The sequence below is a fragment of the Nostoc sp. LPT genome (assembly GCF_017115165.1).
GTDB lineage: Bacteria > Cyanobacteriota > Cyanobacteriia > Cyanobacteriales > Nostocaceae > Nostoc.
In genome coordinates, this window is record NZ_JABXKF010000045.1 from 1 (window position 1) to 22,610 (window position 22,610).

Genomic DNA, 22,610 nt, shown 5'->3' on the forward strand with positions numbered 1-22,610 from the left:
AAAGACTCATTAACGGAGTTCAAAGACTCATTAATGGAGTTCAAAGACTCATTAACGGAGTTCAAAGGCTCATTAACGGAGTTCAAAATCCCCAATCCCCAATCCCCAATCCCCAATCCCCAATCCCTTATAACAAATGACTAATTTACATACACTCAGAAATCGAGAACAACAGACAGCCTGGATTTTACTAACACCCGCATTGCTGCTGTTGTTGTTTGTATTTGCCTACCCAATTTTACGAGCATTTTGGTTAAGCGTATTTACTAAAAATTTGGCAACAGAGCTACAACCTGTATTCTCTGGTTTGGAGAATTATGTGCGGATGGCGGGGGATGGTCGTTTTTGGCAGAGTTTGTGGGCGACAACGGTGTTCACAACAGCATCAGTAATCTCAGAACTACTGCTAGGACTGGGGATTGCCTTAGTTCTCAACCAGGCGTTTTTTGGGCGGGGCATAGTGCGTACAACTGCAATTATCCCTTGGGCTTTGCCTACTGCTTTGATTGGTCTGGCGTGGTCTTGGATTTTTAACGACCAGTTTGGGGTTGTGAATGATATTCTGCGGCGGTTGGGGCTGATTAAGACTGGGATTAATTGGTTAGGAGATCCAACGCTGGCGATGATCGCAGTGGTTTTTGCTGATGTTTGGAAAACTACGCCGTTTATTAGTATCCTGTTGCTAGCTGGGTTGCAGTCGATATCAAAAGACCTCTATGAAGCTTACTCAGTCGATGGAGCAACTGCTTGGCAAAGTTTCCGCAATATTACCCTGCCATTACTGCTACCGCAAATCTTAATTGCAGTGCTATTTCGGTTTGCTCAAGCTTTTGGGATTTTCGACTTGATTGCTGTGATGACTGGGGGTGGCCCTGGTGGCGCTACGGAAGTGGTGTCATTGTACATTTACTCCACGGTGATGCGCCACTTAGATTTTGGTTATGGAGCAGCCCTTGTAGTAGTGACATTTTTAATATTGATTGCGGCGGTGGCGATCGCTAGTTTCTTACTTAACAAATACCGTGCCAAAACATCAGGAGCCATTTAAGCCATGAGTGTAACTCCACAAACAGTTCCAACGACTCCAAAACGAACAGGGGAAACCAAGTTTTCTCTGAAAAAAATCTTGCTGTTCATCATAGTTGTATTAATACTGCTATTTAGCCTCGCGCCAGCTTTATGGCAATTGCTGACCTCGTTTAAAGTAAATGACGATATTGCCGCCGTTCCGACTGTCTATTTCCCCACACGATTCACTTTCAATCACTACATTGAGTTATTTACTCGTCGTCCATTTTGGCGCTACATCTTCAACAGCGCCTTTGTGTCAATTACTTCTACCGCTGTAGCTTTAGCGATCGGCGCACCTGCGGCTTATGCTCTGGCACGGTTACGCCCTTGGGGTGAAAAAGTTATCCTCGCCAGCATTTTAATCGTTACCTTATTTCCTGGAATTCTGTTGTTCTTAGGATTATTAGAAATTATCCAAGCGCTGAAATTGGGCAATAATTATCTGGCGCTGATCATACCCTATACTGCCATCAATTTGCCGCTAACAATTTTAGTACTTAAAAGCTTTTTCCAACAGTTACCAAAAGACTTGGAAGATTCTGCTAGGGTCGATGGTTACAACACCTTTCAACTACTATGGCAAATCGTGCTACCCATGACCCTTCCCGCTTTAGTGACTACTGGAATCCTCACCTTTATTTTTGCTTGGAACGAGTTTATTTTCGCTCTCACGTTTATGACGCGTGAAGAGTTGAAGACGATTCCCGTTGCTGCTGCTCAGTTGGGTGGTGCGACAATATATGAAATTCCCTATGGCCCGATCGCTGCTGCTACTGTCATCGGGACATTACCCCTGATTTTACTAGTTTTGTTTTTCCAACGCCGGATTGTCCAAGGTCTTACCGCTGGTGCAGTCAAGGGATAAGGGGAAGCAGGGGAAGCAGGGGAGGCAGAGGAGCAGAGGAGCAGAGGAGCAGAGGAGCAGGGGAAGCAAAGGGGAGAATAGTAATTTCTGACAAATGACCAATGACCAATGACAAATGACAAAAGAAAAATGGCTAAACTCGAACTTAAAAACTTGAATAAAACCTACAATCCTAAAGTCGTCCCTGTCAAAGACGTTAGCTTAACTGTAGATAACCATGAGTTTCTGACTTTACTTGGCCCTTCTGGCTGTGGCAAATCCACTGTCCTACGCATGATTGCAGGTCTTGAAGAACCTACTGATGGTCAAATCAAGATCGGCGAGGTAGATGTTACCTATAAACGAGCAGCCGATCGCAATATTGCAATGGTATTTCAAAGCTATGCACTCTATCCCCACATGACGGTGTACGAAAACCTCGCTTCTGGACTGAAGCTGAAAAAAGTACCACCTACAGAAATTAAACAGCGAGTGGCAGAAGTGGCAGAAGTTTTAGGATTAGCAGAGTTAATGAACCGCAAGCCTGGGCAAATGTCTGGAGGTCAACGGCAACGGGTTGCTGTCGGTCGTGCTTTGGTGCGTAATGCCGATGTCTACCTGCTGGATGAACCTTTAAGTAACCTGGATGCACTGCTGCGGGAAAGAGTCCGAGCCGATATCAAGCAAATTTTTGCAGCCCAAAAAGTGCCAGTTATCTACGTCACCCACGACCAAACAGAAGCGATGACGCTCTCCACGAAGGTTGCATTACTCAATGATGGCTATGTCCAGCAACTCGATCCGCCTGACCGCATCTATAACCATCCAGCAAATCTATTTGTGGCTGGATTTGTTGGTAGTCCGCAAATGAATTTGCTGACTTTACCTTGTAAGGGAAAATACGCTATCCTGGGTAACTTTCAAGTGCTTCTCCCTGATATACCAACTGTACCACCGCAGATTGTTCTGGGAATCCGCCCAGAAAATGTCCGCATTGCTCAACCAGGTGATACTCAGACTATCCAAGGACGAGTGTTTTTAGTGGAAAATTTGGGTATGCACTATTTGGTCAGTGTCAGGATTGAGGGTTCACAAACCGAAGCAATTACAGTACGTGCTTTGTTACCAATAGACCAAAATTGGAGTAACGAGAATATTACATTAGCATTGCCCCCTGAGGATATTCACTGGTTTGATGTGCAATCTGGTCATGCTCTTGTTAAAAGACAAATGTTAGGTGTCAGAAGCTAAGGCAAGAGACGCGATGAATCGCCGTTTCTACAATAATCACTGTCTGTTCGCTTATTTCGATCTGACTTTTTAAATTATTGACGACAGAATTGGTGTTTTAGCCTTTCCCAGAATAGCGTCGGCGCAGCACGTCGTAGATATCGCCACTTAGTAGTTCATTAGAACTATAAATTTCAAATAAAAAGGGAGATGAAAAATTGTCTACAAAAGTTGAAACTCTTATCAGATATAGGTTTTATTAAATTCGAGTGAATGTAAAACTAAGGTTTACCATTTTGAATGCCAACTCTTAAGCCATAATCAACTGTCTTACCAAAATGAAGTTGAAAGGAGAGGTAACGGGCAGAACACAAACAAAAAAGTAGGAAAGGTGGGAAAAGTAGGATAATTAATTACTATCAAGAAAGAATAAAATCCTGATGTTAATATACTTATGGTAAATATCATACATAGAGACAAACTCATGGCTAATATTAAAATTACAGATTTACAAACTCCAACATTAATAGAAGAACTGGACGATGAGAGTTTAGTTGCAGTGGTGGGAGGGTTAGATCCTACAACAGAGATAGGAAAATCTCTATTACATGTGCTAGAAGATGTATTAAAACAAGCAGAAATCTAGAAACTTGCTGGAGGATAAAATATTTAGTTCTTCAGTATCTGTTCTGCCAAATTATTAATTAAAGCTGATGGCGATGCAATTAAAGAAAAAATCAAGCAAGCTTTAGCTTTATTAGCTTAAAAATAACCTAATTACCAGGTTTAGCAAACCCGTTACCAAGTTTAGCATTACTTAGTAACGGGTTTATTTTCATAAAGAGCGATCGTAGGGAACTCATGAATTGATCCGTCTTGAACAAGGCAAACACTAACACCTGTTGCCTGAATACTTCTGACATAACCCTCTTGTCCTCCCCAAGGTTGATTTGCGCTACCCTAAGTCAGGAAGCCAAGGATAAATCAGATGAAAAAATGGATTTGGCTGATGCTGTTGGTGCTGATGACAGTTGCCGTGTTGGGTAGCAGAGGTAGTACGTTTTTTGAACAGCGTCCCTCACCGACAATTGTTGAGCGCATTCCACTGAAAACACCCGAACCACAGCCAGAGTCAAAGGAAGTTGACATTAACCCGCAAGTGTCTCCTGACAAGCTGCTAAACCATATCCAAAAGTTGAATTTTCAGCGCTACACCACAAAAGAGCGATCGCTTACTCGCACTTATATTACAACGGAACTGAAAAAAGTCGGCTGGAAACCTAAATTAGAAAAGTTCTCTGACGGTGTAAATATTTTTGCCGAACGCCCAGGAACTAACAAAGCAGCTAAAGCAATTCTTGTAGCAGCGCATTACGACACTGTTGCCTCTTCCCCTGGTGCCGATGATAACGCCAGTGGTGTAGCTGTAGTGCTGGAAGTAGCCCGATTGCTCGGTTCTCGTCCTACGCCACGGACTTTACAGCTAGCTTTTTTTGACCAAGAGGAAGCAGGACTTTTGGGTAGTCAGGCTTTTGTGAGTAAGACAGCACGCTTGCAAAATTTAGGCGGAGCGATCGTTATGGATATGGTAGGTTACGCTTGTTACACTATTGGCTGTCAGAAATACCCTGCCGGATTGCCTGTTACACCACCTAGCGACAAGGGCGACTTTTTGGCAGTAGTCGGTGATACAGAACATTTACCTTTGTTAAATGCCTTTCAAAATTCACACAACATCCCCTCAATTGCTCTGAATAAACAAAAAGCAAATCTGCCAGCAGTCCTAACACTACCAATTCCTTTTAAAGGTTTATTGACACCAGACACCCTACGCAGCGACCATGCACCATTTTGGTACCAGGGCGTAGGCGCTGTGCTGGTGACAGATACCGCAAATTTACGCACTCCGCACTATCATAAACCTAGCGATGTGCCAGCGACTATCGAGCGATCGTTCTTCACAGGAGCAGCACAAATTGTAGTTAATGCTACTAGTGCCTTGTTAGAGAAAAACCAGGTTTTGGAAACTCAAGCACCAAGCTAACTTATGAATTATGAATTATCTTGACTAGCTTTTGGTTCAGGGAAAGTCAACGTCCAATTATTTTTATTATTGACCTGAGAATACAAACCTTGGAGAATGAGCCGGAGAGTTTTTCGAGTTCTAATAGCCTTCTTTACCAGATAAGTTCCTGGTTCAGCAAAGATATCATCAAAATTTTGTTTATGACCAAATTGTTTTGAACAGTAACTGCCAGCACCTTGGACTGTTAACACAAAAAATGGAGCTTGTTTGTATTCATCAGGAATCATAAAGATTCCATATACATGATGACGGCCACGCCACGGCTGAACACTAACCTTAGTAGCATGTACTTGGAATTTTGTAGTTTTTGATGCGATAAAAGCCTCAAAATTGCAATCAGAATCATTCACAGGCCACCACAGTGTAACAATACTCAGAGAGAGTAGCAAAATTAAAATATATGGGAGTCTGCGACGCATAAAGCCAAGAAAAGTTGTTGATGCGGCTGGTAAAATTTGATGAGTAACGATCGTGCAGCTAGAGCAGTCAAACTATTCACCTGCAACACCTCTGCAAAACGTTTTAAAGGGTAAAGACAAAACATTAAGCAGTCGGTTAAATTTTGTTGTCAAAAAAAAATTGCAGATTGTAGATGCGATCGCTTACCCTGTTCTAGTAGCTCCGTTACAGTACTAAACCTAGCTGAGAAACCATTAAGCTTTTGTGGCTGTTAACACTGATTTATGCTCAAATTTTTAGCTGTGAGGAATTCTACAATTCGTTACTTTTGTTATGCTTGTAATATGGCTCTGTTTACATCAGCAGATGTTTTGAGGAGATTAAAGCATAGGCGTAGCCCGTCGTAGACATCGCCAGCAAGTTAAGAAAAAATTTACTTTTATTTCTAAGCAATTATTTGGGTAGTCAAATACACAAATATCCGTTATATTCCCGTAAGTAACAATTGGTATAAAAGTTTATGGGAAATTGGAGAAGTCTTAAGACAGTTACGGGTTTATTTAGCGCCATCGCACTTACACAGTTCGGGGCAAATACTTCGGCCATTGCTGCTGATACAGTTGTTGTGCGTTTGGGTTTATTTACAGAATCCATCTCCCTTGCTGAGTTGCAAAAGGCTGTAAAAACTGGGAAATTGCCTGGGAGTTTACAGTCTTACACTAAAGGATTATCCCAAGAACAACGCCGCTTCTTCTTGGGGGCGCTGGGTATGAATATACCGATGAATGTTGTCACACTTGATAGGTTAATTAATACCCAGATTGGTACAACTATTCTCAATGATTTTGCTACAGCCTTAGCCCGAAAGGATAAAGCTGGAGTACAAGCACTGAGAGCAGGATTGGTATTAGGTTCTACTGCACCGCAAGGTCTTTCTATACTGAGTTTTATTGCTGCTTATCCCAGTAAACGCTTAGAAATTGATTTGCCAAAGGCTTGGGTTGTTGCAGGAAATTTAAATACAGCTTTTTGGCGCACTCAGCAATTTATGTTAGCGATCGCTCCCCAACTCAACCCCATAACAGCAAAGCCGGGAACACCCGAAATTGCTTTTCCTTTTGATCCCAGCCAACCAGGAAGCGACCAAGTAAAAATACTTAACTTAAGCCTGAACGATCAAAAGCGCGACCGCAAAATCCCAGTTGATATTTACTGGTCAACTGCTGCAACTCCCGACAAGCCGATAATTGTCTTTTCTCACGGCTTCGCGTCAGTCCGCACGGACTTGCGTTACTTAGCAGAACATTTAGCATCCCACGGTTATGTAGTAGCAGCTTTAGAACATCCCGGTAGTAATGCGGCAAATACTGATTTAGCATTACAAGGCAAAACCAGAGTTATGAAGCCTCAAGAGTTTTTAAATCGCCCTCAAGATATTAGTTTTGTTCTGGATGAATTAGAAAAACTTAAACAAACACCTAATAATCCTCTACAAGGGAAACTTGCAACCACGAACGCAATGGTTATTGGCTATTCTTTTGGTGGTGCTACAGCTTTAACACTCGCTGGAGCGGAGTTACAACTAGAACATCTTAAACAACGTTGCAAAAAGAACTTGACTATCTTGAGTTTGGGAGAAAATATTCAGTGCATCGCTGAAGAACTACCAGAAAATAGTTATCAACTACGAGATACCAGAATCAAACAGGCGATCGCTCTCAATCCGACAACTTCTCTAATTTTTGGCGAAACTGGGTTAACAAAAATACAAGTTCCTACCATAGTATTAGCAGGTTCCGCCGATAAAACTACCCCAGCTTTAACTGAACAGATTGTAGGATTTGAAAAAATCCCATCCCCAAAATCGCTAGTTGGTATAATTGGGGGTACTCATCTTAGTGTAAAAGACCCCAGCACCACATTAGATCAGATCGGACAACCAAATACACCGATTAGTGGCGGTGAAGTTGTCGGTGAACAAGCAGCAGATGTTCGCAAATACGTTAAAGCTATAGCTTTGGCCTTTGCTGCACAGATGACTCCAGAAGCTAAAAACTATGCTATCTTTCTAACACCAGATTATGCTCAGTTCGCTTCAACTGCCGCATTTCCATTTCGCCTAATTACGCAAATTCCTCCTGATGCTATGGCAGTGGTGAAGGAATTTGTTGAGAAATAAAGGACTTCCAATTAAACAAATATAATACTTACGTATCATACATATTGACTATACTAATTTTGGGCTTTTGAGCCATGTCTAATACCCAGAACAGTAAATATAAATATGCAATAAAATCAAGGTTGCAATCAACACCTGAAATAGAAATTTTGCTGAATGCATATTATGGTTAATTAGTATAGTACGTAAGTACTGAAATATTTAATTTTGTGAGTAGCTTACTTAAAATAGGGGTGTGGGGAATGGTAGAAGTCGCTGCTCATTTTGCCTCCCCCTACGATTTTTATTTTTATAAAAAATAAATTTTAAACTACCGATATTCGCTGCAATCGGGAGAATATACTTTATTAATTTATAATCCGTTGTAAGTAATATCTAGCTTATAAAATTGCCTTATACCAAACTCTATGTAAATTTTTTATTTGCTAAAAGTATATTACCTTGATAGTAGCCCTAAAGTTGCTGTTAAATCTACATCAAATTTTTACAGTATAAATAACTATTTAGACATAAAATTTATAATGTATTCATAAAAATAGCAGAAGCTTAAGAGTGTAAACAACTAGGAGCACATGCCGAATAATGATAATACATACGTATCCTATAGGAATCGTAAATTGCTTTTGAAAAAATCTCTCAAGTAATTGTAAGGTGTGTTAACAGGTGTAGCACACGCTACACGTGTTTCAACATTCCAATATTAGTCCTGTAGCTAAAATATCACAAACTAATTTCAACACAAATGAAAACAAATTATTTGATGCAAAATATGTTTGTATATGTTGTATTAACGTAAATTACTGTAAGTTCACAAAACAAAATGGTAAAACATTGTTATCTTCTCCAAGTTACAGATTAACCAAAAGTAACCAACAAAAGGCTTGTTTTGTTTACTTAAACAATTAGTTTTACCTACATACGTATTGTCAAACTAATTTGGGATTCAGAATTAAACAATTATTCCATTTCACTCAAGCTTATGCAACTCTATACAACTCGTGAAATCGAACAACTCCAGCAACACGAAGACCTTTCTGCCTTAATTGAAATTATGGAGTGGGTGAAAAAATTTTTAGGAAGGCCTCATCCTGACTTAGGTAGACCTGGCGCAGTTTGCCCGTTTGTACCTTACTCTCTCAAATCCAACAGTATTCGTCTAGCAGTTATTCACACAAAAGATTTGTATCCAGAACAATTAGAAGAGATTGTTGGACACTATCGAGATATATTTCTGAAAAGAGATGTTAAAGAGCAGGAATTAGCAATTAATAAAGCTTTTTTACTTATTTTTCCTGACATCGATATAGAAGATGCTCCTAACGTAATAGATAGTGTTCAGCAAAAACTTAAACCTTTGTTTGTTGAGTCAGGATTAATGATAGGAGAATTTCATAAACGTAATGAAAGTCCTGGTTTACACAATCTAAAATTTCGTCCACTTCGTAGTCCTATCCCCTTGTTAGCTATCCGGTTCATGGTTGAAGCTGACCTTCCCTTTCTTCAGAATCCTACCGATCCCCACTTACGTATTCGGTATTTGGAAGCTTACTTAAAGCATTTTGATCGTAAATTTACAGATGCAACAAAGTTTAAAAATGCTCATCAAGCATTAGCTTTAGCAAAAGAACAAGTTAAACAAGAAAATTTGGTGAGTTCTTGCATATAACAAATGTTTTAATTCAGGGTTAGTAATTGAGCATAAGGTATGGAGGATTAAAAGTTTTTCCAATTCACTGCACCTTGAAATAAGTGGGATAAAAATGACGAATTTACTGCTAGTTGCAATCTCTTAGTGCAGATAGCATCAAATCGTCGTCAGTATGTAAATTATCGTACTATAGTAGAAGCGATCGCTAATTATCAATTAATCAAGATCAATATTTCAACAACTTCACTCTGATTTGCAATAATTGCACACACGTTTTTGTGAAGAGATTTAGAATTGCTAAATTATTTGTGATATAAAAAAGCAAATAATTTGGTAAATAAAATGGCGAAAGAAATAGAGCGGAAATATTTAGTGAGAGGAGATAGCTGGAGAAGATTAGCTAAAGGTAGTGTATATCGTCAAGGATACATTGCTACACAAGACAAAGCGACTGTACGTATACGTCTAGTAGGGGAAAAAAGTTATTTGACCATTAAAGGCCCCAATATTAAATATTCGAGATTAGAGTTTGAGTATCCTATTCCTGTTAAAGATGCTCAAGAAATACTTGAGACATTATGTGAACGTCCCTTTATAGAAAAAACTAGATATAAAATAGAGTCGGGTGGTTTGATTTGGGAAATAGATGAGTTTGATGGTGTTAATAAAGGACTGATATTAGCAGAAGTTGAACTCAGTGATGAAAATCAGCAAATTGAATTACCAACCTGGATTGGACAAGAAGTTTCTGATGACTCCAGATATTTCAACAGCAATTTAGTAAAATACCCTTTTTCACAATGGTAATAGCTGAAAAATTGGGAACATCCCAATTTTGCGAAAATACCTAACTCACAGAATTTGCAGCTTAAAAACTAAAACTGGCGTAGGTTGGGGAGCTACTGCGCCTTTGAGATTTCCCGACTTGTACTCCTACGGAGAAGCAAGCTAGCAAGAGCGTCTCCCCTTCTCCCAAAGGGAGAAGCAAGTGGCGTTTGAGGAACGAAACCCAACATTATCAAGGCTTTGTTGGGTTCAACCCAACCTACTATTGTTCTTAACCCAAGCATATTGCATTAGGAAATATTTTATCCACGGGCGTGTAATTACTTACTTATTAATTTGAAAAAAGTATAAAAAATCTAGTATATTTTCGCCTATCAATTCAGCATTAGCCCCAATAGGATGTAGCGGAATACATATCACTCACCAGATTAACAGGTGCGTTCTGAGCTAAATGACCATTAAGAAACCTTTGCTAATCAAGCAACCGGAAGTTGGACAGCTCATCGGTGAACTCCGTGGCAGAACTAGTCTTACTCAAGAACAGTTTGCAGCATCTTTAGGTATAACTTATTCGACGGTAAACCGTTGCGAGAAAGGACATACCAAGCCTGAATCTCTAGCTATGCAAAAGATTCAGGGGATGCTAAAGGAGATGGGTGAGCTGGGGCAGAAAGTGTTGGTGAAGTATTTGTCGAATAAAAAAGTAGGCTGAGAGGCAAATTAATTGAAGTTACTTTCCCCCAATTAACAGGTTATCGCTACGACATAACCACAAACAATTCAATTCTAATTTTACCGATGTTTGCAGATATGCATATTTTGCGGATTACTCAACCTTTGAGTTTGAGTTTACCGTAGCCGATATTTTCTTCACTTTTGAAGACGAGTTTAGGTTAAAAACGCGCAAAAATCCCTAAAACTTCTTTTCTTAATTGAGCGCCAATATTTTTCAGTCAACCTTATCTGAACTGTACAATGTTTGATTATTCTACTCCCGCTTTAGCTACATACCTTAATATTTCTTCGCCAATAGCAGCTTGCACTAACGGCGGCAAAGTTGCGGTCATCAATACTGAAGGTGTATGGGAAGTAGAAGGTAATGGGACAAAAAAACTAATTCCAAACTCTAATTACGATGCTCGTGACATTGTAGCAATTGACGGCAAAACTTATGTCTTAGCGGTTCCAACAGGACTAGTAAAAATAAAAACTGACGGAACTAGGCAAAAAATAGTTAGCAACACAGCTAATTCAAAAACACGGGTGAAATTTCTGCAAAATTGGATTATTTACCAGTCTGCAAATACTCTATCAATTTATGACAAAAACCTCAACTTTAAAGCCAAACAGAGTTATGGCGTAACTGAGGTAATGGATTTTGAGTATAAAAACGGGTATCTCTACACTAGTGGCTATCAGCAACAAAAGAGGTTAGGTATTCCCGTCCAGATAGCTTTTCTTTACCGGATGGTTTTCGACGGAGCAAAAATATTTGCTTTGGCAAATTTAGCAGGAAATAACCAAGGCAAGCTTTGGGGCTACAATTCTGCCGATCTTGCTCACGACATGGCAGACACAAGACTTAACCGATTACATATTTTTGAAGACAAGCTTTATGTCCTCGGTTCAGTTTATGGGGGTAACTCAATCTACAGGTGGAATGGCAAAGACTTATTAACAAAGACTTTGATCACCACAGACAACTATACTAATGCTGCACAAACCCGTGATGAAACAAAGGTATATATAGGAACTGTTAATCTGACTAATTTTACTGTCGAGCGTGGCCAGCTAAGTATTCCAAGAAGGCCTACAACTGCGGGGATGGGAGACGGCAGTAGCAATTTCCCTAAAACTATTTACTCAGATGGCGGTAAAATTTTTGTGGGTTCCTCTGCTGCTTATGCCATCGCCAATAGAGATAATCAAACCTTCATGGGTAAACCCATCTCGGCTTACCGGGGAGATGCATCTCTTTTAGTTGTCTCCAAAAACCTAATGACTCGCCACGCTTGGGTAACACCGGGAAATGGTGAAGTATTGCTATTTACTGATAAGTTTGCAGTAATCAAAACAGATAATAAAATCAATGACTTGGCTACAAATTTAGGAACTGCCCAAAAATTACCAACAAATACTTATTTCGTTAAGTTTTAATTGAGCAACGAGATTGTCTACAATCTCATTGCTCAATTCTTTTTTGCAAAAAAACTATAAAAGTTAAGTCGGCACTTCCGAAACGCTACTTTGCCTTTTTTGCAGCTTCTCTAGCATTAGGGTGACGATACGAGCGTGAATTACCACAATCGATGGCTGCGAGTTTTGCATTACAGAGTACTGCTTCAATTTTCCCAGAACCAAGCACTCTAAGATGCAATCAATTTGAAGGATGAGATTGTGTCATTAGTTATCCCTAAGTTTTCGACCCAAGAATAGTAGCCTGGTTCTTGCCCTACGCAAGAACTACTGCGATACCTACAGCAGTAAATTAGGCGCTGAGAGTAAGGGTTTAAGTCTCCAGTCAAGCAGACTCAATCTCAGAAGTCAAAAGATAAAAACGCCCAGTTAAAAGCACTGCACCCATAAGTAGCCCTAGTACTAAACCCAACCATAAACCTATAGCACTCCAGCCGAAAGTGAATGCCATCAGATACCCCCCACCTAGACCTACTCCCCAGTAAGCGAACATAGTAATTAACACTGGCACTTTGGTGTCTTTCAACCCGATTAAAGCACCAGCAGCAATAGTCTGAATAGAATAAAATATTTGGACTATTGCCCCCACAGCGAGGAAAGAAGTTGCGGTTTTAACTATCTCGATATTATCTAGATTACTGGTGTCCAAATACATTGCCACAATATAGTTGGGAAACAGCCAAAAAATTAGTGCCACAATACTCACAAAAGGAGTAACAAGCCCAATGCAGACTAATCCCGCTCTGCTTGCACCCTTGAAATCGTTTTGTCCCTTCAACTGTCCTACTCTCATTGTGACGGCATAGGAAATACCTATAGACACTGTTTCGACAAAACTTTCTGTCTCGACGGTAATTTCATGTGCTGCTAATGTTTCTGTTCCAAACCACCCCATCAGTAAAGCAGTGGTAGTGAATACTCCAATTTCTGCTCCATACTGCAACCCCAAAAACCACCCAGTTTGGAAGATATCTATAAACATATCTTTATCGAACTGATACAAAGCACAATCAAGCTGATAGTCTTTAAAGTAGTTATCAAAGCAAATCCAACTGGCGGCAGCGATAAAATTTAGCCAAAAAATAAGTGTGCTTCCCCAACCGATACCGGCTAAACCAAGGGCTGGTAAACCAAATTTACCGAACATTAGCACGTAATTAGCAACCGCATTTAATAATAGTCCAGCTACCGTAATTACTGTTAAGTATTGGGGGCGATTTAGGGCAGAGCTAACTTCTTTTAAGATACAAAAACCGAGTGCAGCCGGAAAACCCCAAACAATAGACCGCAAATATATTTGAGCTAATAACACATTGCTTTCTTCTTGACCAGTTAGCAGCAGGATATAGTCAAAGTGCCAAATGATAAACATCACAGGTAAGCACATCGTCACAGCTAACCAAATTCCTTGACCGGTAGCACGGCTCACTTGGTCTATCTTTCCTGCACCAAAAGCATTGGCGACACTCACACCCGCAGCTGAAAGAACAGAACGACAAACGGAAGCTAGAGTAGAAAAGGTAACAGCACCTAAAGCACCCGCAGCTAAAGCTTGGCTGTTAAGCAAGCCCATCATTACGCCATCCAATAAAGGAATGCCCGCTTCTAATATTTGAGTAATTACCAAGGGAACTGCTAATTGCAGGCAGGCTTGGACTTCTAATATCAGTTCTGACTTAAATTCTTTTAAGGTTAACTCCATTGGGGCGCTAAAAAAGCAATACTGAATACATTAAGATATATTAACGCCACAGGTGCAATCAACTCAAGCTATTCGCGATCGCTCCCCATTCAAATATGTAGAACGAGGAGAATTCAGGAGTGTTAGGTACTGGTAGGGAGTTATTAATCTTCCCCTGCTCCCCCTACTCCCCCTGCTTCCCCTCCCCTTCTTTTTACCCTAAAATAGCAAAATCACTGGCTCGGTAGTTTTGGGTGTGTAGTCGAGTACTTTGTGACGATGCCAGAAATTTCCGGGTTGTAAAGCCTTAGATAATTCCAGTAGTTGCCAAATACTTGCCGCACATAGTTTTTAGTTTCATCAAAGGGAATTTCTTCAACAAATTCATCTGGATCTTTTGTAGTTAGAGTTTGCAACCATTTGGAGACATTGCCGGGGCCAGCATTGTAACTAGCGATCGCCAGCAAGGAGTTATTGTTATATTGATCGTGGGTATGACCCAAATACCATGTACCCAGCATCATGTTATCGTTAGGATTTTCTAAGTTGATTGTTTTGAAATCCACCTTGATTTGTGGGGCGATCCATTTAGCTGTGCTCGGCAACAGTTGCATTAAACCAGTAGCTTCAGCGACAGATTTAATTTTTGGTTCAAACCGTGACTCTTGACGCATCAAAGCAGTTACTAGCAAAGGATTAAGTTTACGGTCAATAGACCACTTTTCAATCTCTCGCAGATAAGGAAATGGATAACGCGCTTGCCAGTAGGTGATTTGTTTACTCAGAGTCTGATATTGGGCAAGTTCGGCTGGTATTTCCCGGTCTTCCAATTTAGAAATTTTATCAATTCCGATGAGATTGTCTCCCCTAGCCTGCCGCATTAACCCTTCAGTAAATTGCTCTGCTACCGTTGGCTGAATTTTGTTCTGAAATTCTGTTTGCCATTGTAACCAGGCATCGCGGTCTTGACCTAGCAGATACAATTCTTTGAAAGTTTCAGAACCAGCAGGCGGTACTGGACGCTGGGATGCAATTACTTCCGGGTTCATGACGCGCACGTTGTCAAAATTACCGACATTTAGCCCTAACATTGTCGCGGCTCGCCATGCATAGTAAGAGTAGGGAAACTGGCTAATTACATATTCATAAGCAGTTTTAGATTCTTGCTGTTTCCCCAGTGAAGCTGCCCATTTACCTACCCAAAAGCCCGCTCTTGGAGCCAAAATACTATTGGGGTTATTAGTGACAATTGGTTCTGCCCATTGCCAAGCACCGACGTAATCTTTGGCTTGGGCTTTATCTTGGGCGATTTTCCAACGGTATTCTGCTGCTTCGTCAGAGTTACCGTATTTACCTATGAGTAATTGCCACGTCGCGCTAGCTGACTTTTGATCCTTGAGAGTTTGGATTTTGGCTTTTTGTGCCAGTGCAGTACCAGCTTGTTTGGGAAATTTACTAATTACCTGCTCAAGATACGGTAAGCCGTCTTTAGGTGTTTTTGCGGTTTCTGCTAATCTCAGTAGTGCCGTCCCAGTTTCTTCACTATTGGGAAATTGCTGCACTAATTGTTGATAGGTGGCGATCGCTTTTTCTTTATCTTTGCCTCCCACCTGTAAGCCCCGTGCAGTACGGTAGAGGTTGCGCGATGTTTTGGGTGCTTTGGCATAAGCATTCGCCGCTTTGGGAAATTGACTATTTTCCCAATAGTCTGTACCAATGAGTTCCCAGTCTTCGGGTTTGAGGTTAGGCTGTTTTACTAACTGATCCAAAACGCCCACTATACCTGGTTGATCGTAGGCATACTTAGCCAAAATCAATTGTAATTGTGGCTGATTGGGATTTTCTTGCAAGCGTTTGCGGATAATTTCCCAAGTTAGAGGATTAGAAGGAAATTGAGCGATCGCAGTTTCTTCTTGCTTTGGTTGAGCAATTAGATATAGCGCTTTCACAGCCGCCGGTTCTTTAGGATAGAGTTTCAGCACCTTTTGCCTGAGATCCGAGGCTTTGCCGTCCTCGCCCAACAAATCCTCTGCCTGGGCTTGTTTGAGCAAAATGTAGGGCGCGAGGATGGGATAGTCTTTCTCTAGTCCTTGAAGTAAAACCAGAGCTTTTTGCCCTTGGGTTCTTTCAATGTAATCACTCGCCAAAAGATAACGAGCGCGATTCCGATCTGGCGATCGCTCAAGAATCGCGATCGCAGCCAGTTTTGCCGCCCGTTCTGGCAGCGATTGCTCAATCAGCCCAAAGACGGCTGATTGAGCAACACTACCGTCCGATTTTTGCTCTGCTTGATTCTGACTCAGTTTGAGCCATTTTCCCAGAGACTTACCAATTTCGGGTGCTGATACCATTGCCCCAGTTAAGAAGGCAAACAGTGCTGCACCCGCAATTATCGAAATTTGCTTTTTCTGTAGTTTCTTCAGCATGAATACCCGCTGAAAAGTTTCGGTGAATTTCTTGAAACTTTAACACTCCTAACCATCACTGTTACCAATTTTTAATTTTAGATTTTTAATTTTATGTAGAAAAATACTAATTTTCAATCCTTTAGTTGGTAATATTGAGTAATTAGCATATATTAGATACTATTACATCTATCTTGGGTATATCTTAAAAGATGCCAGGAAGCAGCTTTTCAGTTAGGGATTTTGACTTCTACTGATTTGGTACGACTGAACTCACGTACCCTGCGGTATGACGCAACAGTACAAATATTAGAATCTTCTCTCGATAGATAGAACTCGCCACAACCACTTGGGGGTTTTTTCGAGTTTTCTCGGGCGTGTTATCGCGTCAGTGTAACGCATAGTCAGAGATTTTCGGTGCGTTAGGACTAAAGCCCATAACATACCCTACCAAATTAATAGCTAATGTGGAGCAGGTTTTTCGATTTGTGTGTACACCGTAGCTGAAACGGGGAGAGGAATAAAAGTGGGTTTTTTAGTATACTTTCAGACTTGACAATCCTCTAAATCCCCCATTGATTGCATCCTGAGTTCTAAATTCTAACTTTTTACTTAAGTTTTTCGTGAGCAGCCAAAATAATTTTTTCGGTTTCTTCCCAGCTAATACATTTGTCAGTTACAGAAACACCGTATTTTAATTCTTTACCAGTAATTGGTTGACTACCTTCATACAAATGCGATTCTAGCATCATGCCAACAATTGATGTATTACCATCGACTATTTGCTGAATAATATTTTCTAAGACAGCACCTTGTAATTTGTAATCTTTATTGGTATTACCGTGGCTACAGTCGATAACAATTCTCGGTGGTAAATTTGCCTGTTTTAATTTCTCTTCTACCTGTTTGACATTTGCTGGATCGAAATTGGGTTGACTACCACCCCTTAAAATTACGTGACCGTAGCCATTACCTTTAGTTTTAAAGACGCTGACCTGTCCCTTTTGATTAATTCCCAGAAAATTATGCGGGTTTCCAGCTGATTGTAGGGCATTCAAAGCTACTTGAATATTGCCGTCAGTACCGTTTTTAAAACCTACAGGCATCGAAAGCCCACTTGCCATTTCGCGGTGAGTTTGTGATTCAGTTGTGCGTGCGCCAATCGCCGACCATGTAATCAGTTCACTGATGTATTGAGGTATGATTGGATCTAGTGCTTCTGTGCCAGCAGGTAATCCCAACTCTGTAATTTTTAATAGTAGCTCTCGTGCAATTAATAAACCTTTCTCAACATGGAAAGAATCATCCATATCTGGATCGTTAATTAACCCTTTCCAACCTACGGTTGTTCTTGGTTTTTCAAAATATACTCGCATAATTAGTAGCAAGTTATCCTTGACTCGCTCGGCCAATATTTTTAATTTCTCAGAATATTCGAGCGCTCCTTTTGGATCGTGGATTGAGCATGGGCCAACTACTATAAATTTCCTACGATCCTGAAAATCCAGGATATGTTCTATTTCCTGTCTATATGCTAAAACTCTTTGTTCTGCTAATTGTGTCAAAGGTAATTTTGACTTTACTTCATTGGGAGTTAATAAAATGCGATCGTTCTCAATGTTAGCGTTGTCGATATCAGTATTAAATAATTTGTTGTGCATGGGGATGCTTTGGCAATTCTGTAGACGCACTTCAACTCCAAAGTGTAACACAAACCTATGAGATTTTAAAATAGCTTATTTTTTGCTTGACAAATTTCTAATTAGACTGTATCTAAATAAAATACTAACTGAAAAAGGGGAAATATGTTCCCCCTTTTTTTTTGCTATTAGACTCTTGACTGAGTAGTAGTATATATCCTTACTGCCATACAAACACTTTAGCTTCGTATGGCCCCAAGTCAATTATGATACCATCCTCACCAGCTTCAACATCATAATTGCCTGTCCACTCGTGCCATGTACCAGCACTAGGAAAGTTAGGAACATGATACTCAGCTAGGAAGTTTTCTGAGAAATTTGTAATTACGACTACACGAGAACCTTCATCATTCCAACGAGTATAAGCTAATACTTTTGCTTCAGGATTTTCGTGGATAAAATCAATATTTTCTGTGTAGAGAGCATGATTGCTTTTACGCAGATTGGTTAAGCCTTTGTAGGACTCAAATAAACTACGATTTAAATCATTCCCTAACAGTGTCCATTCGATTTTGGCTGATTCAGATTGTTTAGGTTTATACTCGCCAAATTCTTCTCCCATCCAAATCAAAGGCACACCAACAGCAGTCATTAAGATGGCTACTCCTAATTTAGCCCGCCTAAAGGCTTCTTCGTCAAAAATCTCACGGTTCCCCAGTTCAACCATGAGATGATTATGGTCGTGGTTGGTAAGATAATTTACCACATTAGTGGCACCCAAAAAGCCTTGGCGTTTGCAGTCAATCACATCTTTTAAACGCTCTAAATCAAATGTATCACCGCAAATGTGTTCTAGAATGCAGTGATAAAAACTATCATGCCAGCAACCATCCATTGGCCCATCTACATTGGTAATGCTGGTAGTTTCAGGAATGTGTTCGGCAACATTATAAAAAGGCTTCATGCTGGCAGTTTTTTTGGCTTCCTGAACAATCCAGTGCATAAAGTCGTAGTTAGCAATTTGCCGCGCTGCATCATAGCGAATACCATCAAGATGATATTCTCCAATCCAAAAACGAATTGTGTCACCAATAAATTTCCAGGCTGGCTTAATATCTAATTTTTCATCATAATGTTCGTAATTAAACTCAGGCCCCCAATTATTATCAGGGTCACGAGGTTCGTGATGATACCAATAATCGTGGTCAATTTGTGTTAAGGGAGCGGATGCTTCTGAGTGGTTATAAATACCGTCAAGAATTACACGAATACCTTTAGCATGACACTCATCAATCAAATTTTTTAACTCAGCAGTAGAACCATAACTTGATTCTGTTGCAAAGAAGTGGCGGGGATTGTAACCCCAGCTATAATCACCAGGATATTCTTTAAGTGGCATCAACTCAATAGCGTTGATTCCTAGTTCACACAAATAGTCTAACTTTTCAATGACGTGTTTGTACTTACCTCGTGCGTAAGGATCGTCCTCGCCACCAGAAAAGTCACCAACGTGCAATTCATAAATTACTAATTCGTGGTCAGCAGGTAAAGGTTTATCATCATGTTGCCAAACATAAGTATCTGTAATCCTTTTTCCGTCTTTGACTCTGATAACACCATCGTCGTTTCCGCTTTGTTCATCTATATCAGTTGCATAAGGATCTGTAACATCAACCCATTGTTCTGGTTCAAAAAACCATGAATTTGACTGAACACGGAATTTATATTTATAAACGCCATCTTCTAGTTCAACACTTGTGCGGAAATAACCATCATCACCTCTTTCCATTGGAATTTCTTGCCAATCAGAAAAAGAACCAATTAATGCGGCTCCTTTGTTGTAAGGTGCAAATAAATTAAATTCAATTGGCTTTGCCATAGAAGTGTTTGTAATATCAAGGGTTGATAGAAATATTCTCTGATGCTCAATTGAATTTGAAAATAGCTCTAGAGAAATAATTAGATCGCGAGTGCTTCTATCTTCAGGAAGAATTTATAATCTTTTTATAAAAATTAACTGTATTGTTTTGGTTTTTGCTGTTTATAGTATTTAGTTATTGACTAAAATACGGATTTACTACCCTGTAAAGATTGTCTATAAAACTAACTAATTTTTTTAAACTATTGCATATAAATACAAAAAATATTAAATCAAACAATAGTTTTGATAATATTAAAACACACTATATATTTGGTAAAAAATATCCTATTTTTACCAAATATTTGCTGCAAAATTAATCTGTTTTGTTATTAGCTTGTTGTAGATAACTTAACAACCAATTCGCCGCTGTCGCCCTGCGAGTTTGCCGAGGCCCAAATTCACCAATTTTGTAACCTTTGAAACCCAGCTTTTCTTTTAGCATTTGTTTATTTTCAACAGGAATGGAACGAGTCAGCTTGACAGTTGCGGGGCGAGATGCAATGAAATCTGGTGGTTGTGGGTACTCATTATGCCATTCTGATGCAACTTGGCTAACGTCCCATTGTGCAATTGAGGAGTCATAGCGATAACCTAAATAATGCCATAGCAACTGGTTGACTGTGGCATCATCAAGTTGATCGTCAAGAATTGCCCAAATTGTTTCTGTATTAAGTGGTGGCAAGTTAGACATAAACAATTCAAAATTCCAAGTGGAAAAACTGGCTACTGATTAAATTACAGCAGTTTTCAGGTATTTAGACTAGGACTTAGATGGGGAGTAGGGTAGTTCAATTACTTGAAAAGCGCTAGAAATGCACAAAAACTAGTAGGTATTAAGAAAGACCGGAATTAATTTCGCTAGTTGGAGTTAAAAACAGATTGTGTATACACAAACTAGGTAGACTGGAAATCGTAAAGATTAGACCAGTCTATGCAGAATTCCACAGCACTGCCAAAGATTATCCGCGCCCATGTATTCATTTCTGGCCGAGTCCAAGGAGTAGGTTATCGCTATTCCACTGTCGATACAGCTAGGCAATTGGGATTAACCGGTTGGGTGCGGAATCTCCCTGATAATCGAGTAGAGGCAGTTTTTGAAGGGGCGCGAGAGGTTGTAGATGACATGGTTCGCTGGTGTCACTCTGGGCCACCTGCTGCTGTGGTTAAAGATGTTGTGGTTGAATATGAGGAACCGGAAGGGTTGCGAGGATTTGAAGTTAAGCGGGTTGAGTAGGGAGTTAACAAGGGCACAGGAAAGAAAAACTATCCCCTGTACCCAATAAACTATGCTGAAGTGACCTGTATACTCGTGGGTTTTTCCTGTTCCTCCCTTGAAGCATACCGCCTGTGAAAAATTTTGATTACAATGCAGATGTCCACTAGGCGGCGTGCTGTCTATCCACGAAAATCCAGAAGATACTCAATGAGTAATCAATTAAAAGACTACAATCCCAGCGGCGTAGGTGAAATAAATGGCAACCTCTTAGGTTTGCCCTGCGATTATGAGTCTGCAAACTTGATTGTCTTTGGTGTGCCGTGGGAAGTCACTGTTTCCTATGGTGCTGGCACTGCTAATGGCCCACAGCGAATTCTAGATGCTTCGACTCAACTAGATTTGTTCGATTTTGATCACCCTGATGGCTGGAAGCAGGGAATTTTTATGGAAGAAATTCCCCAAGATATTTTAGAGAAGAACACATACTACCGCGCTTTGGCAGCAAAAATTATCGGGCGATTAGCCCAAGGTAAACAACTTTCAGATACACCTGATTTAACATCTGTCCTCACAGAAATTAATCAGGCTGGTCAACAGGTTAATCAATGGCTGTTTGAAAATTGTCAAGCAGCAATTAATAATGGTAAACGAGTTGCAGTTCTAGGTGGAGATCACAGTTCGCCTTTAGGTTATTTCCAAGCATTAGCAGCTAAATACCCAAACTATGGCATTTTGCACATTGATGCCCACGCAGATTTACGCGATGCTTATGAGGGATTTGAGTTTTCCCATGCGTCGATTATGTTTAATGCGATGAAAATACCGCAAATTTCTAAGTTAGTGCAGGTAGGTTTGCGTGATATTAGTCATGATGAAGTGCAAATGATTGACCAATCTGATAGTCGCATTATTGCTTATTACGATCCCGCTATTAAGCAAAAGCTTTACTCTGGCACAACTTGGATTGATTTATGCCGAGAAATTATCAGTCATTTACCTGAGTATGTTTATATTAGCTTTGATGTAGATGGTTTAGATCCAAAACTCTGTCCGAGTACGGGTACTCCTGTTCCAGGTGGGTTGGAATTAGAGCAAACTTTTTGTCTATTCCGGGAATTGGTCAATAGTGGAAGAAAAATTATTGGCTTTGATATCTGCGAAGTTGGTGATGCGGAGTGGGATGGTAATGTTGGAGCGCGAGTAGTTTACAAGCTGGCAAATTTGATGGATTTATCAAACAGAATTCAGGAGTCATATCATGTCCGGGTAATTAGTTACGATTAAACTCCAAATTGAATCCACCAGTGA

At 40.2% G+C, this 22,610-nt stretch carries 20 protein-coding genes; 13 read left to right on the plus strand and 7 right to left on the minus strand.

The genetic code is table 11. The annotated features are described in order from the left end of the window. Positions 1 to 136 precede the first annotated feature (136 nt). From HWQ58_RS10095 to HWQ58_RS10110, 4 genes are all read left to right on the plus strand, one after another. On the plus strand, positions 137 to 1,048 hold the full coding sequence (locus HWQ58_RS10095) for a sugar ABC transporter permease (RefSeq protein ID WP_292861145.1): 912 nt from the start codon (positions 137 to 139) through the stop codon (positions 1,046 to 1,048). Positions 1,049 to 1,051: 3 nt separating this feature from the next. Beyond that, positions 1,052 to 1,936, plus strand: a complete 885-nt coding sequence (locus tag HWQ58_RS10100) for a carbohydrate ABC transporter permease (RefSeq protein WP_292861148.1) — start codon at positions 1,052 to 1,054, stop codon at positions 1,934 to 1,936. 129 nt (positions 1,937 to 2,065) lie between these two features. Next, positions 2,066 to 3,166, plus strand: a complete 1,101-nt coding sequence (locus HWQ58_RS10105) for an ABC transporter ATP-binding protein (RefSeq protein ID WP_292861193.1) — start codon at positions 2,066 to 2,068, stop codon at positions 3,164 to 3,166. 463 nt (positions 3,167 to 3,629) lie between these two features. Next, positions 3,630 to 3,791 (plus strand): hypothetical protein, encoded by a 162-nt coding sequence (locus tag HWQ58_RS10110; RefSeq protein ID WP_292861150.1) that lies wholly within the window; start codon positions 3,630 to 3,632, stop codon positions 3,789 to 3,791. Between the two features lie 127 nt (positions 3,792 to 3,918). Here the strand turns inward: HWQ58_RS10110 and HWQ58_RS10115 are convergent, their stop codons facing one another. Next, positions 3,919 to 4,068: a hypothetical protein gene (locus HWQ58_RS10115; RefSeq protein WP_292861152.1), complete on the minus strand. Its 150-nt coding sequence runs from the start codon at positions 4,066 to 4,068 to the stop codon at positions 3,919 to 3,921. Between the two features lie 65 nt (positions 4,069 to 4,133). On the opposite strand from HWQ58_RS10115, the gene HWQ58_RS10120 reads away from it, so the two are divergent. After that, positions 4,134 to 5,189 (plus strand): M28 family peptidase, encoded by a 1,056-nt coding sequence (locus HWQ58_RS10120; protein WP_292861154.1) that lies wholly within the window; start codon positions 4,134 to 4,136, stop codon positions 5,187 to 5,189. A gap of 8 nt (positions 5,190 to 5,197) precedes the next feature. Here the strand turns inward: HWQ58_RS10120 and HWQ58_RS10125 are convergent, their stop codons facing one another. Beyond that, positions 5,198 to 5,650, minus strand: coding sequence for a hypothetical protein (locus HWQ58_RS10125; RefSeq protein ID WP_292861156.1), 453 nt, complete (start codon positions 5,648 to 5,650; stop codon positions 5,198 to 5,200). Positions 5,651 to 5,702: 52 nt separating this feature from the next. Here HWQ58_RS10125 and HWQ58_RS10130 point away from each other — a divergent pair, with 52 nt between their 5' ends. The 6 genes from HWQ58_RS10130 (at position 5,703) to HWQ58_RS10155 (ending at position 12,400) form a co-directional block, all read left to right on the plus strand. Next, positions 5,703 to 5,867 (plus strand): hypothetical protein, encoded by a 165-nt coding sequence (locus HWQ58_RS10130; RefSeq protein ID WP_292861159.1) that lies wholly within the window; start codon positions 5,703 to 5,705, stop codon positions 5,865 to 5,867. 283 nt (positions 5,868 to 6,150) lie between these two features. Beyond that, the gene (locus tag HWQ58_RS10135; protein ID WP_292861162.1) at positions 6,151 to 7,809 is read left to right on the plus strand and encodes an alpha/beta hydrolase; all 1,659 of its coding nucleotides are present in this window, start codon (positions 6,151 to 6,153) and stop codon (positions 7,807 to 7,809) included. A 979-nt stretch (positions 7,810 to 8,788) separates the two neighbouring features. Continuing rightward, complete coding sequence (locus HWQ58_RS10140) at positions 8,789 to 9,475, plus strand: DUF6875 domain-containing protein (RefSeq protein WP_292861165.1); 687 nt, start codon at positions 8,789 to 8,791, stop codon at positions 9,473 to 9,475. A gap of 324 nt (positions 9,476 to 9,799) precedes the next feature. Next, positions 9,800 to 10,264: a CYTH domain-containing protein gene (locus tag HWQ58_RS10145; protein WP_292861168.1), complete on the plus strand. Its 465-nt coding sequence runs from the start codon at positions 9,800 to 9,802 to the stop codon at positions 10,262 to 10,264. 430 nt (positions 10,265 to 10,694) lie between these two features. Next, positions 10,695 to 10,955 carry a helix-turn-helix transcriptional regulator gene (locus HWQ58_RS10150; protein WP_292861171.1) on the plus strand — a complete coding sequence of 87 codons (261 nt, stop codon included), beginning with the start codon at positions 10,695 to 10,697 and terminating at the stop codon, positions 10,953 to 10,955. Between the two features lie 263 nt (positions 10,956 to 11,218). Further along, a complete protein-coding gene (locus HWQ58_RS10155) occupies positions 11,219 to 12,400 on the plus strand; it encodes a hypothetical protein (RefSeq protein ID WP_292861174.1) in 1,182 nt (393 codons plus the stop codon). A gap of 364 nt (positions 12,401 to 12,764) precedes the next feature. Here the strand turns inward: HWQ58_RS10155 and HWQ58_RS10160 are convergent, their stop codons facing one another. The 5 genes from HWQ58_RS10160 to HWQ58_RS10180 form a co-directional block, all read right to left on the minus strand. Next, positions 12,765 to 14,141 (minus strand): MATE family efflux transporter, encoded by a 1,377-nt coding sequence (locus HWQ58_RS10160; RefSeq protein WP_292861177.1) that lies wholly within the window; start codon positions 14,139 to 14,141, stop codon positions 12,765 to 12,767. Between the two features lie 212 nt (positions 14,142 to 14,353). Then, on the minus strand, positions 14,354 to 16,546 hold the full coding sequence (locus tag HWQ58_RS10165) for a transglycosylase SLT domain-containing protein (protein WP_292861180.1): 2,193 nt from the start codon (positions 16,544 to 16,546) through the stop codon (positions 14,354 to 14,356). Positions 16,547 to 17,133: 587 nt separating this feature from the next. Beyond that, positions 17,134 to 18,186 (minus strand): 3-deoxy-7-phosphoheptulonate synthase, encoded by a 1,053-nt coding sequence (locus HWQ58_RS10170; RefSeq protein WP_292861182.1) that lies wholly within the window; start codon positions 18,184 to 18,186, stop codon positions 17,134 to 17,136. A 199-nt stretch (positions 18,187 to 18,385) separates the two neighbouring features. Continuing rightward, complete coding sequence (locus HWQ58_RS10175; RefSeq protein WP_292861184.1) at positions 18,386 to 20,044, minus strand: alpha-amylase family glycosyl hydrolase; 1,659 nt, start codon at positions 20,042 to 20,044, stop codon at positions 18,386 to 18,388. Positions 20,045 to 20,399: 355 nt separating this feature from the next. Continuing rightward, positions 20,400 to 20,777 carry a DUF1823 family protein gene (locus HWQ58_RS10180; RefSeq protein WP_292861187.1) on the minus strand — a complete coding sequence of 126 codons (378 nt, stop codon included), beginning with the start codon at positions 20,775 to 20,777 and terminating at the stop codon, positions 20,400 to 20,402. 240 nt (positions 20,778 to 21,017) lie between these two features. Between HWQ58_RS10180 and HWQ58_RS10185 the strand changes: the two genes are divergently transcribed. Then, the gene (locus tag HWQ58_RS10185; protein WP_292775585.1) at positions 21,018 to 21,320 is read left to right on the plus strand and encodes an acylphosphatase; all 303 of its coding nucleotides are present in this window, start codon (positions 21,018 to 21,020) and stop codon (positions 21,318 to 21,320) included. A gap of 189 nt (positions 21,321 to 21,509) precedes the next feature. Continuing rightward, positions 21,510 to 22,586 (plus strand): agmatinase SpeB, encoded by a 1,077-nt coding sequence (gene speB / locus HWQ58_RS10190; protein ID WP_292861190.1) that lies wholly within the window; start codon positions 21,510 to 21,512, stop codon positions 22,584 to 22,586. Positions 22,587 to 22,610 lie beyond the last annotated feature (24 nt).